The organism is Deltaproteobacteria bacterium (genome assembly GCA_016218975.1).
Taxonomy (GTDB): Bacteria; Desulfobacterota; Deferrimicrobia; order Deferrimicrobiales; family Deferrimicrobiaceae; genus JAENIX01.
In genome coordinates, this window is sequence record JACRCO010000042.1 from 1 (window position 1) to 11,403 (window position 11,403).

Sequence of the window (11,403 nt, forward strand, 5' to 3'; positions counted from 1 at the left end):
CATTGTGCGGGATTCACGTTCCAATAATGGCGTGTCTTCCTCCCGGAGCGATTACGTCTCTGCAGATTATTCCTAATTCAAACAACGTTTAATAATATAATAAAGCAAATTTATCATTCCCGGAATTTCCATCATGACGTTCTTTGGCAGGAATGTGTCGCGATAATAAGGGCCTCGCGTTGGCGAATGACAAGACGCGCGGTCCGAGACGTACCCGCAGGAGGAAACGGATATGCAATCCGCATTGCGCAGAAAGAACCGTAAGGGGGAAACACAAGATCCCAGGACTTCGCTCCTGGCGAGCATCGTCGATTCCTCCGACGACGCCATCATAAGCAAGACCCCCGACGGCGTCATCCTGAGTTGGAACCGGGCGGCGGAGCTGATCTACGGCTATTCCGACAAGGAGATCGTCGGGAAGCCGATCTCCATGATCATCCATCCAGACCGGCCCGACGAAATGGATCTCATCCTGGCCAAGATCCGTAACGGCGAGCGGGTCGAGCACTACGAAACGTTCCGTTTGAGGAAAGACGGGAAGACGATCGCCATCTCCCTTACCGTCTCTCCCGTTTTCGACAAATCCGGCAAGCTTGTCGGCGTATCCTCGATCGCACGCGACATTACAGAGCGCAAGCGGGTTGAGGCGGAAATAGACTCGAGGACCTCTCTCCTGGCGAGCATCGTCGATTCTTCAGACGACGCAATCATCAGCAAGACCGCCGACGGAATAATAATGAGCTGGAACCGCGCGGCCGACCTTATCTACGGCTATTCCGCCGAGGAAATCGTCGGAAAGCCGATCTCGATCATCATCCACCCCGAACGCCCGGACGAAATGGACTTGATCCTGGCCCAGATCCGGAGCGGGGAGAGGGTGGAACACTACGAAACGGTCCGCCTGCGCAAGGACGGAAAGACGATCTCCGTGTCCCTCACGGTCTCTCCCATTTTCGACAAGCGCGGCCACCTGGTCGGTGTTTCCTCCATCGCGCGCGACATTACCGAGCGCAAGAGAGCGGATGAACAGCTCCACGCCGCCTCCCAGTATGCTCGAAGCCTCATCGAGGCCTCCCTCGACCCCCTGGTCACGATCAGCCCCGAGGGGAAGATCACCGACGTCAACGAGGCCACGATCAAGGTCACAGGCATCACCCGTGAGAAGCTCATCGGGGCGGACTTCTCGAACTACTTCACTGAGCCGGAGAAGGCCCGCGATGGGTACCAGCAGGTCTTCGCGAAGGGGTTCGTCACCGACTACCCCCTGACGATCCGTCACCGGGACGGGCGCCTGGTGGACGTTCTCTACAACGCTTCGGTGTACAAGGACGCCCGGGGGAACGTGCTCGGGGTGTTCGCCGCTGCCCGCGACGTCACCGAGCAGAAGCAGGCCTCCCAGTACGCCAGAAGTCTCATCGAGGCCTCCCTCGACCCGCTGGTCACGATCAGCCCCGAGGGGAAGATCACCGACGTCAACGAGGCCACGATCAAGGTAACGGGCGTCCCCCGCGATGGACTGATCGGCGCCGACTTCTCGGACTACTTCACGGAGCCCGAGAAGGCGCGCGAGGGGTACCAGCAGGTTTTCGCGAATGGGTTCGTCACCGACTATCCCCTGACGATCCGCCACCGTGACGGGCACCTGGTCGACGTTCTCTATAACGCATCCGTTTACAAGGATGCCCGCGGGAACGTGCTCGGGGTGTTTGCCGCCGCCCGCGACGTGACGGAGCAGAAGCAGGCATCCCAGTACGCTCGAAGCCTGATCGAAGCGTCGCTCGACCCGCTGGTCACGATCAGCCCCGAGGGGAAGATTACCGACGTGAACGAGGCCACGATCAAGGTAACGGGCGTCCCCCGCGAGCGGCTCATCGGCGCCGACTTCTCGGACTACTTCACCGAGCCGGAGAAGGCACGCGAGGGGTACCAGCAGGTCTTCTCGAAGGGGTTCGTCACCGACTACCCCCTGACGATCCGTCACCGGAACGGCCACCTTGTGGATGTTCTCTACAACGCCTCCGTGTATAAGGACGCCCCGGGCAACGTGCTCGGGGTTTTCGCCGCCGCCCGCGACGTAACAGCTCAGAAAAGAGCCGAGGCGGAAGTGGCGGACCAGCGGACCAAGGAGCTTGAAAGGCTGGCCGAGCTCGAGCGGTTCCAGAAGCTAACCGTGGGGCGCGAGCTGAAAATGATCGAGCTTAAAAAGGATATTGAAGAACTTAAAAAACGCGTGCCCTCGGAAGCGATCACCCAGTGAGATATCCCGCAGTACAGGATCTGCGGCATTTCGGGGGAGTCGACCTCGAGGAATATTCGAGGGCGATCGTCAACATCCTCGAGGACTTCCGCGCCGAAAAGGAGCAGCTTCGTGATACGCAAAGGGCGATCCTGAACGTACTGGAGGACGCGGGATCGGAGAAGTTCGGGCTGGAGGCGATTCAGAAAGCCGTCCTGAACATTCTCGACGACCTCACGGAGGAGAAGGCCCGCCTCGAAGCGACGCAGAAGGCTATCCTCAACATCCTCGACGATGCGGGGGCCGAAAAGCAGATGCTCGAATCCGCGCAGAAGGCGGTCCTGAACATACTGGAGGATTTCGACGCGGAGAAGAACAAGGTCGAGGCCGCCAACCTGGAGCTGCGAAGGGAAGTGGCGGAGCGCAAGCTCGCCGAGCAGGCGTTGAAGGAACAGAGGATCGCACTGGAGAGGTCCAACGAGGAGCTGGAACAGTTCGCATATGTCGCCTCGCACGACCTCCAGGAACCGCTCCGGATGGTCGCAAGCTACACCCAGATACTGGCGCGCCGCTACCAGGGGAAACTCGACGAGGACGCCGACCGCTACATCGCGTTCGCGGTCGACGGCGTCAAGCGGATGCAAAGCCTCATCAAGGACGTGTTGACCTATTCCCGGGTCAGGTCCCAGGGGGCCGAGTTTTCGATGACGCCTTTTTCCTCCGTTCTGGAGCGTGCTATGGATAATCTCCAGGCCGCGATCAGGGAGACCGGGGCGGCCATAACCGTGAATCCACTACCGGCCATCGCGGCCGATGCGACCCAGATGGTTCACCTTTTCCAGAACCTCATCGGCAACGCCATCAAGTTCCGGAGCGGGGAGCCGCCGCGGATTCACGTAACCGCGGCGAGGAACGGGAACCATTGGACCTTCAGCGTCTCCGACAACGGAATCGGGATAAAGCAGGAATACCACGACAAGATATTCATCATATTCCAGTGTCTCCATACGCGGCAAACATACCCCGGGACGGGAATCGGGCTTGCCCTTTGCAAAAGGATCGTCGAGCGCCACGGAGGCCGGATCTGGGTCGATTCACAGCCGGGGAAGGGAAGCGTATTCCGCTTTTCCCTGCCCGATAGGGAGGAGGGGAGATGAGCGCCTCAACCGTAACGGCGAGACAGATCAGCCTGCTCCTTGTCGAGGACAACCCCGGCGATGTGGGGCTGATCGAGGAAGCGTTAAGGGAGAACGGAATACCCCATCGTTTGACCATAGCCGAAGACGGGGAGAAGGCCGTAGCCGTTCTGAGGAAGGAAGGCGCAAGCCTGCCGGACCTGATCGTGCTCGATCTCAACCTCCCGGGGAAAAGCGGCCTGGAGGCTCTGTCGGAGATCAAGAGGGACAGCGCATTAAAAAAAATTCCCGTGATCGTCCTGACGACTTCGAGCTCCCACAGGGAGATCGTCCGTTCCTACGAAAACCATGCAAGCTGCTTCATCACGAAGCCCGTGGACTACGACCAGTACATGAAGGTGCTCAAGGCCATTGCGGACTTCTGGTTCAAAATCGTAACGCTGCCGGGCGGAAAATAGAGGTTTACGTCCCGGTGAGACAGGCGGGCCGCCGGTAAATGCGTCTCAGGCAGCGCGGTCCCGGCGATCCGACTCCCACTCGTCCAACTTCCCGCCCTCTTCCGCGGGTTCCGTGACAGTTGACGTGGCACCCGATACCGCTTTGGCGCCTTGTGTTCCGACGTCCCCGATATCTCCGGTTGTCCGGATATTCGCACCGAACAGGACCAGAAGCCACGCGCCGAGGATCGCGATACCCCCGATCGCCGCCGCCCACAACGCAACGCCAATAATCATCCCGAAAAAGATCGAATCTTCGGCGGTCAAGGATATCCCTCCTTTCCTGCGGAAGTCATTGTGTCATGCGTGCGTGGAAGTTCCGGGAGACCCTGAGAAGTTTTCGGTATTGGCGGACGGGGAGCAGACGCCGCATCCGGTCGCGGAGCAGCGTGTTTTTCTTTACGACGGCGACGGAGCCTTCCTCGATCTTCAGGATGCCCTGGAAGGAAAGGTCCCGAAGAACGTTTTCGATGTCGCGTGAATAGAATACGCTGCCGGTGATGGAAAACCACAGCCCTGCGAGCATCCGGTTATGCTGCTTCATGTGGTGCAAAACGGCGTGGACTTTCGGAAGGTAAATCTGTTCCCCGCCGTTCGCTCCCAAGGCTATTATGCTCGACAGAACGGAAGAAATATCGGACGGAGCCACTGCCATAAGCAACCACCGTAAAAAATGCCGTGACGGGCCGGTTGGGTTAATCAGTTATGTTTTTTAATATGATCCCACAAGTCTCTTTCCCGGCGCAAGGGGGGGCAGGCAAATTTTTTTTTCGCGGGAAATTCCCCGCAGCCGCACACCGCTCCGCCTGTTGCCGCCGTCGGATGCCCGATTGTGATTCGGACTGACAATTGACATACTTATCCGATAAGACAGGAAATTCCAGCATTCGGAATGGGCGATGGCCGAGCGCATACTTTTCATAGACGATGACCGGGCCGGACGGGAGGTGGCCCTTTTCAATCTCCGGAAGGCGGGATACGAGGTCGTCGCCGCCTCCGACGGGCAGGAGGGGCTCGACGCTTTCTCCTCCGACAGGTTCGCTCTCGTCATAACCGACGTCAAGATGCCGGGCATCTCCGGGATCGATGTGCTGCGCAGGATCCGCTCGCAGGCCCCGGACACTCCCGTGCTTGTCATCACCGCGTTCGGGAACGTAGAGACGGCAGTGGAGGCGATGAAGGAAGGGGCCTACGACTTCATCGGCAAGCCGTTCCACCGCGACCAGCTTCTCCACTCCGTGGAAAAGGCGCTCGAGCGCAGGCGGCTCGCCACGGAAGTGCGCGATCTTCGTATACGCGCAGGAGGCATCGAACGGGAAATCGTAAGCGCCTCCCCCGCGATGAAACAGGTCATCTCCATCGCCGACCGGGTTGCCGGGACCGAAGCCACGGTTCTTGTCACCGGAGAGAGCGGCACGGGGAAGGAAGCCGTCGCCAGGCGGATCCACGTGCGGTCGCGGCGCGCGGAGGGTCCGTTCGTGGCGGTCAACTGTGCGGCGATCCCCGGGGAACTCCTCGAGTCCGAGTTGTTCGGCCACGCCCGCGGCGCGTTCACGGGCGCGGTGCGCGACCGTGCGGGCCGGTTTCGGCAGGCGGAGAGCGGAACGCTCTTTCTCGATGAAATCGGCGAAATCCCTCTCCCTCTCCAGGCAAAGCTTCTTCGGGCGGTCCAGGAGCGCGCGGTCGACGTGGTTGGAAGCGACCGGCCGGTTCATGTCGACGTCCGGATCGTGGCAGCGACCAACCGGGACTTGCCTGCGCTTATCCGCGAAGGCGCCTTCCGGGAAGACCTCTACTACCGGCTGAACGTCGTCGAAATCCGCGTGCCTCCCCTCCGGGAGAGGCCCGAGGACATTCCGCCGCTGGTGGAATATTTCATGAAAGGGCTCGGCGAAGGCCGGGACTTGACCGTGCCTTCGAATGTCATGTCGGAGTTGAAACGACGGCCCTGGCCCGGCAACGTCCGCGAGCTGTCGAACGCCTGCGAGAGGATGGCGATCCTTTGCCGCGGGGACGATGTCTCTATGGACGATCTCCCTCCTGCGGGGCAGGGGACGCAAGGCGGGAAAGACGGGTCGGCCGCGGAAGGCGCCGACGAATGGCCCGTTCTTCCTCCGGACGGCCTGTCGCTCGTGGACCTGGAGAAGAGGGTCATCGAACGCGCGTTACGCCTGAAGGGAGGGAACATCACACAGACAGCCGCGTACCTTCGCATCCCCCGGCACATCCTCGTCTACCGGATAGAGAAGCACGGGATCCGCCGCGATGGATGAGAAGCCCGAAGGGGCCAGGACCTTCGGCGAGGCGATTCTTTCCGACCTCCGGCCTGTTTTTTCCGCGCGGATGCTCCTTACGGCCTGGCTGCCCTGCCTCCTCATCACGATACTTCACTATCGCACGCCATCGCATCACGGTTGGGTCCACGATGTGGCGCGGCGGCTTTATTACCTGCCGATCCTCTTCGCGGCGTTTTCGGGAGGTGTGCGCGGCGGGATCACTCTATCGGTTTTCGCCTCCCTCATCTACTTCCCCCACGCCTTCACAAGCCTGGTGTCCCAGGACCCTGCGGACGCGCTGGAGAAGGGGCTGGAGATCCTGCTCTACAACACCGTTGCCGTGGTGGCGGGGCTGCTTGTGGACCGGGAGCGCAAGGAAAGGGAGAAGCAGGAGAAGCTGGCAAAGGAACTCTCAGGAGCGCTGGAAGAGCAGCGGCGGATCGAATCGCAGCTCATCCGGGCGGGCAGGCTCGGTGCCCTCGGGGAGTTGACCGCGGGGATCGCCCACGAGATCAAGAACCCGCTGCACGCGATGAAGGGCACGGCGGAAATACTGCGGGACGTGGTGCCCGAAGATGCGCCCGAGCGCCGGATGCTCGACCTCCACATCGGGGAGATCGACAGGCTGGCGCAGACGGCTGAAAGGTTCCTCGCCTTCGCCCGCCCGGCGCCTTCCGACCGCCGCCCCCTGGACCTTCGCGAGGTCGTCGGACGCGTCTCGTCACTCGTTGCGGCGCAGGCGCGCAAGGAAGGCATGATCACGGTCGTGCTGCCGTATACGGCCGACGACGTTCCGGTCGTGATGGGCGACGCGGACCAGTTGACGCAACTGCTGCTCAATATCGCGATCAACGGAATCCAGGCGATGGCCCCCCGGGGAGGCGGGGAGCTTCTGTTTTCCATCGACCGGGAGCGGCAGGGCGGAAAACGGATCTACACCGTACGTGTGACCAACGACGGCCCTCCGATCCCGGAGGACAGGCTCGAACGGATCTTCGACCCCTTCTTCACCACAAAGGACGGCGGAACGGGCCTCGGATTGTCCATCGGATCGCGAATCGCGGACCAGCATGACGGCATCCTCTCGGTGCGCAATCTGCCCGAAGGGAAAGGGGTGGAGTTCTCACTTGCGCTTCCCGCGGGCGGATAAAACGTGGGGGGAGAGGGAGACAGCCCGATGCGGCGGATGACCGCGCTGGCCCTTCTTTTTGCGCTCGTGTCCGCTCCGGGATGCGAGCGTGTGCGGACTTCCGGCGAGCCTGCCGCAGTCGATCTTTCCGGAAGGCGGATCCGCGCCGTAGCCACCACGGGGATGATCGCGGATTTCCTGCGGGAAATCGGCCGGGAGAGAGTGCAGGTGACCGCCCTCATGGGCCCCGGTGTCGATCCGCACCTGTACAAGGCAAGCGAGGGAGACGTCATCCGCATGGCGTCCGCGGACGTCATCTTCTACAACGGCCTCCATCTGGAAGGGAAGATGGCGGAGGTCTTCGAGCGGATGGGGAAAAGGGTGAGGACGGTCGCCGTCACGGACGGGATTCCACGGGAGCGGCTCCTGAGCCCTCCCGAGTTCGAAGGCGCCTATGATCCCCATGTATGGTTCGACGTAACTCTCTGGAGGGAAGCGGCGGCGCATGCGGCGCGGGCGCTCGCGGAGATGGACCCGGCGCACGCGGAAACCTACGGAAAGAACGCAGGGGCTTATCTGGAAAAGCTTTCCGGGCTGGACGGCTATGTCCGGCAGCAGGCTTCGCGAGTGCCTCCGAGGCAGCGGGTGCTCATCACGGCGCACGACGCATTCAATTATTTCGGAAGGGCCTACGGGTTCGAGGTGCGCGGCCTCCAGGGGATCAGTACTGTGGCCGAGGCCGGAACGGCCGACATCCAGGCGCTGGTGCGGCTGATCCTTGCGAACCGGATCCCGGCCGTTTTCGTAGAGACCTCCGTCCCGGTCCGTTACATCGAGGCGCTCCAGGAGGCGGTAGAGGCCGGGGGGTTCCGGCTGCGGATCGGGGGGAGCCTGTATTCCGACGCGTTGGGGGATCCCGGAACGAAGGAAGGAACCTACATCGGAATGGTGCGTCACAATGTCGATACGATCGTTTCGGCCCTGGGGGGAACGCCCGCGGGAGGGACGGGAGCTTCTTTGGAAGTCAGGGGGATCGATGCGCGAAAGTGAAATGGCGCCGGAAAAAGACCTTATCGAAAGCGAAGGAGCGGAGCCGGCCGTCAGGGTGGAGGACCTGACCGTCGCCTACGGGGACAAGCCGGTCCTGTGGGACGTGGACATGGATGTGCCTCCCGGCGTGCTAATGGCGATAGTGGGCCCCAACGGAGCGGGAAAAACAACCCTGATAAAGGTCGTCATGGGGCTGATCCGGCCCGTGGCGGGCACCGTCTCCATCTTCGGAAAGCCGTACGATTCGATGCGGCGGCTGGTGGGCTACGTGCCGCAGCGCAACAGCGTGGACTGGGATTTTCCCACAACGGTCCTCGACACGGTCATGATGGGGCGGTACGGCATCCTGGGCTGGCTTCGTCGACCGGGCCGTGAAGAGCGCGCTCTCGCCCTGGAGGCGCTGGAAAAGGTGGGGCTGGAGGAGTTCGCCGGCCGCCAGATCAGCCAGCTCTCCGGGGGCCAGCAGCAGAGGGTATTCCTGGCGCGGGCGATCGTGCAGGACGCCCGGATCTACCTGATGGACGAACCCTTCCAGGGAGTGGACGCGACGACCGAGCGGGCCATCGTGGCTCTCCTGAAAGAGATGCGCGCTCAAGGGAAGACCGTCGTCGTGGTCCATCACGATCTTCAGACCGTCCCCGAATATTTCGACTGGGTGACGCTTCTCAACGTGCGCCGCATCGACAGCGGCCCCGTCGGCCGGGTGTTCACCGAGCGGAACCTGCGGCTCGCCTACGGAGGGCGCGTATCCTACCTGACCCACCACGCCCCCGGGGAGACTTTCGCAGGCCCCGAGGATGGCGGATAAAGGGGCTTTTCCGTGGAGTTAACGGGGATAATAAGAAACCTGGCCACGGATTACACGCTGCAGTCGGTGGCCCTGGGCACCGCCGCCCTGGGGATCGTAAACGGCGTGCTCGGCTCCTTCGCAGTCCTTCGGAAACAGAGCCTGCTCGGAGACGCCATCTCCCACGCGGCGCTCCCCGGCATCGCCCTGGTTTTCCTTCTTACGGGGAGCAAATCGACCGCTTCCCTCCTTCTGGGCGCCGCTGCCGCGGGCTGGCTGGGAACGCTCCTGGTCATGGGGATCGTCGGAAACACCCGGATCAAGTACGACAGCGCCCTGGGTCTGACCCTGTCCGTTTTTTTCGGCTTCGGGCTGGTCCTGCTTACCTATATACAGAGAATGCCGGTGGCCGCCCAGGCAGGGCTGGACCGGTTCCTCTTCGGGCAGGCAGCCACCCTGCTGCGGAGGGACCTCGCGACGATCGCCGTCCCGGGGGCGGCCATCCTGGTCCTGGTGGCGGCCTTCTGGAAGGAGTTCAAGCTCTTGAGTTTCGATCCGGATTACGGCGAGAGCCTGGGTTTTTCGACCCGGCCGCTCGATATATTGCTGACGACGTTACTGGTCGCGGCCATCGTGACGGGTCTGCAGACAGTGGGTGTCGTCCTGATGAGCGCCATGGTCGTCGCTCCGGCTGCCGCGGCGAGGCAGTGGACCGACCGGCTGGGCGCCATGGTCGCCATCTCGGGCTTCTTCGGCGCGCTTTCGGGTGTCTGCGGAGTCCTGATCAGCAGCAGCGCCTCGCGCATGCCGACCGGCCCGACCATCGTGCTTGCCTTAAGCTTCCTCGTCTTCGTGTCCCTTTTGTTCGCGCCGAACCGCGGATTGCTGTGGGGAGCGGTCCGCGAGCGCGCCGGCCGGAGACGGCTGCAGACGGATGCGGTCTTGAGCGATCTCTACGTCCTGGCGAAGCAGCACGAGGAACCGGACCACGGTCATCCGATCGAGGTCCTTCGCGCCATGAGCCTCGGCCACGGGGGGGTGGATCGGAGCCTGGAGGCGCTCCGGGAGAAGGGGCTGGCCCGCGAAGTGGACGCCAACCGGTGGGCGATCACGCCGCGGGGGCTTAAGGAGGCGAGACGCATTTCCGGCGGGGAGGAGAGCGAAGGATGACCGTCCCCCAACTGGAGATCCTGCTCATCGCCGCGGTGACCGCGTCCGCGTGCGCGCTTGTCGGAGTTTTTTTGGTTCTGCGCCGGATGGCAATGATGAGCGATGCGATCAGCCACGCGATCCTTTTCGGGATCGTCCTGGCGTTCTTCGTGACGAAGGACCTGGCCTCGCCGTTGCTCGCAGTGGCAGCCGCATTGACCGGCGTCCTGACGGTGAGCCTCGTGGAGCTTGTGAGCCGCTCGGGGAGGGTGCGGGAGGATGCCGCAATCGGCCTGGTCTTTCCGGTGCTATTCAGCCTCGGCGTGATACTCATCGCCCGACACGCCGGCAGCGTTCACCTGGACGTGGACGCCGTCCTGCTGGGGGAACTGGCGTTCGCCCCGTTCAACCGGCTCGAGGCGTTCGGCTATGATCTTGGCCCCAGGGGTTTATACCTTATGTCGGGGATTCTCGCTTTCGACGTCATCTTCATCGGCGTTTTCTACAAGGAGCTCAAGGTGGCCACGTTCGATCCCGGTCTGGCAGGCGCTCTCGGATTCGCGCCGGGGCTCATCCATTACGCCTTGATGGCGCTGGTTTCCGTGACTGCCGTCGGCGCCTTCGACGCGGTGGGATCGATCCTCGTGGTCGCCCTCATGATCGCCCCGCCCGCGACGGCCTATATGCTCGTGGAGCGCCTTTCCCGGATGCTTCTACTGAGCATGCTCTTCGGAGTCGCGAGCGCCGTGTCGGGCTACTGGATCGCGCACCTTCTGGACGCTTCGATCGCCGGCTCGATGGCATCCATGACGGGAATCTTCTTCGGGCTTGCCTGCCTGTTCGCCCCGGGCAGGGGGATAGTCGCCCTCGTCACACGGCGGCGACGCCAGCGCCTGGAGTTCGCCCAGACGATGCTGACCGTCCACCTGTACAACCACGAGGGCCTCCCCGAGGCCATGCGTGAGAACACGGTGTCACACCTCCACGAACGCCTGAAATGGGAATCTTCTTTCGCGGAAAGGGCAGTCGCGGCCGCGGAACGGCGCGGGCTCGTCACCCGGATCAGGGGTTACCTCTTCCTTACCGAAGACGGGCGCGGTGCCGCCAGGAAAGCGATGGTTGGCTGAATCCGCATTTCCCCAC

The 11,403-nt window shown here is 62.4% G+C and carries 11 protein-coding genes; 9 read left to right on the forward strand and 2 right to left on the reverse strand.

Annotated elements, in window-relative coordinates:
- The first annotated feature begins 232 nt into the window (after positions 1-232).
- From HY896_06030 to HY896_06040, 3 genes are all read left to right on the forward strand, one after another.
- The gene (locus HY896_06030; protein MBI5575906.1) at positions 233-2,257 is read left to right on the forward strand and encodes a PAS domain S-box protein; all 2,025 of its coding nucleotides are present in this window, start codon (positions 233-235) and stop codon (positions 2,255-2,257) included.
- A 293-nt stretch (positions 2,258-2,550) separates the two neighbouring features.
- The gene (locus tag HY896_06035; GenBank protein MBI5575907.1) at positions 2,551-3,393 is read left to right on the forward strand and encodes a hypothetical protein; all 843 of its coding nucleotides are present in this window, start codon (positions 2,551-2,553) and stop codon (positions 3,391-3,393) included.
- A complete protein-coding gene (locus HY896_06040) occupies positions 3,390-3,830 on the forward strand; it encodes a response regulator (protein MBI5575908.1) in 441 nt (146 codons plus the stop codon). The genes HY896_06035 and HY896_06040 overlap by 4 nt, the downstream gene beginning before the upstream one ends.
- A gap of 45 nt (positions 3,831-3,875) precedes the next feature.
- Here the strand turns inward: HY896_06040 and HY896_06045 are convergent, their stop codons facing one another.
- Together HY896_06045 and HY896_06050 are read right to left on the reverse strand one after the other, a co-directional pair.
- On the reverse strand, positions 3,876-4,136 hold the full coding sequence (locus tag HY896_06045; protein ID MBI5575909.1) for a hypothetical protein: 261 nt from the start codon (positions 4,134-4,136) through the stop codon (positions 3,876-3,878).
- Positions 4,137-4,161: 25 nt separating this feature from the next.
- Entirely contained in the window at positions 4,162-4,524 is a 363-nt protein-coding gene (locus tag HY896_06050; GenBank protein ID MBI5575910.1) for a hypothetical protein, read from the reverse strand.
- Between the two features lie 244 nt (positions 4,525-4,768).
- Between HY896_06050 and HY896_06055 the strand changes: the two genes are divergently transcribed.
- The 6 genes from HY896_06055 to HY896_06080 are packed head-to-tail and all read left to right on the forward strand — an operon-like array spanning position 4,769 to position 11,387.
- Entirely contained in the window at positions 4,769-6,142 is a 1,374-nt protein-coding gene (locus HY896_06055; protein ID MBI5575911.1) for a sigma-54-dependent Fis family transcriptional regulator, read from the forward strand.
- Positions 6,135-7,295, forward strand: a complete 1,161-nt coding sequence (locus tag HY896_06060) for a sensor histidine kinase (GenBank protein MBI5575912.1) — start codon at positions 6,135-6,137, stop codon at positions 7,293-7,295. Before HY896_06055 ends, HY896_06060 begins: the two co-directional genes overlap by 8 nt.
- A 27-nt stretch (positions 7,296-7,322) precedes the next feature.
- A complete protein-coding gene (locus tag HY896_06065; GenBank protein MBI5575913.1) occupies positions 7,323-8,324 on the forward strand; it encodes a zinc ABC transporter substrate-binding protein in 1,002 nt (333 codons plus the stop codon).
- Position 8,325: 1 nt separating this feature from the next.
- On the forward strand, positions 8,326-9,132 hold the full coding sequence (locus HY896_06070; protein MBI5575914.1) for a metal ABC transporter ATP-binding protein: 807 nt from the start codon (positions 8,326-8,328) through the stop codon (positions 9,130-9,132).
- A 12-nt stretch (positions 9,133-9,144) separates the two neighbouring features.
- The gene (locus HY896_06075) at positions 9,145-10,281 is read left to right on the forward strand and encodes a metal ABC transporter permease (GenBank protein MBI5575915.1); all 1,137 of its coding nucleotides are present in this window, start codon (positions 9,145-9,147) and stop codon (positions 10,279-10,281) included.
- Positions 10,278-11,387 (forward strand): metal ABC transporter permease, encoded by a 1,110-nt coding sequence (locus HY896_06080; protein ID MBI5575916.1) that lies wholly within the window; start codon positions 10,278-10,280, stop codon positions 11,385-11,387. Before HY896_06075 ends, HY896_06080 begins: the two co-directional genes overlap by 4 nt.
- Positions 11,388-11,403: the final 16 nt, after the last annotated feature.

Excerpts from the sequence above, each read along its gene's own strand:
- HY896_06030 (MBI5575906.1), top strand. The coding sequence starts at position 233 with ATGCAATCCGCATTGCGCAGAAAGAACCGTAAGGGGGAAACACAAGAT.
- HY896_06035 (MBI5575907.1), top strand. The coding sequence starts at position 2,551 with ATGCTCGAATCCGCGCAGAAGGCGGTCCTGAACATACTGGAGGATTTC.
- HY896_06040 (MBI5575908.1), top strand. The coding sequence starts at position 3,390 with ATGAGCGCCTCAACCGTAACGGCGAGACAGATCAGCCTGCTCCTTGTC.
- HY896_06050 (MBI5575910.1), bottom strand. The coding sequence starts at position 4,524 with ATGGCAGTGGCTCCGTCCGATATTTCTTCCGTTCTGTCGAGCATAATA.
- HY896_06055 (MBI5575911.1), top strand. The coding sequence starts at position 4,769 with ATGGCCGAGCGCATACTTTTCATAGACGATGACCGGGCCGGACGGGAG.
- HY896_06060 (MBI5575912.1), top strand. The coding sequence starts at position 6,135 with ATGGATGAGAAGCCCGAAGGGGCCAGGACCTTCGGCGAGGCGATTCTT.
- HY896_06065 (MBI5575913.1), top strand. The coding sequence starts at position 7,323 with ATGCGGCGGATGACCGCGCTGGCCCTTCTTTTTGCGCTCGTGTCCGCT.
- HY896_06070 (MBI5575914.1), top strand. The coding sequence starts at position 8,326 with ATGGCGCCGGAAAAAGACCTTATCGAAAGCGAAGGAGCGGAGCCGGCC.
- HY896_06080 (MBI5575916.1), top strand. The coding sequence starts at position 10,278 with ATGACCGTCCCCCAACTGGAGATCCTGCTCATCGCCGCGGTGACCGCG.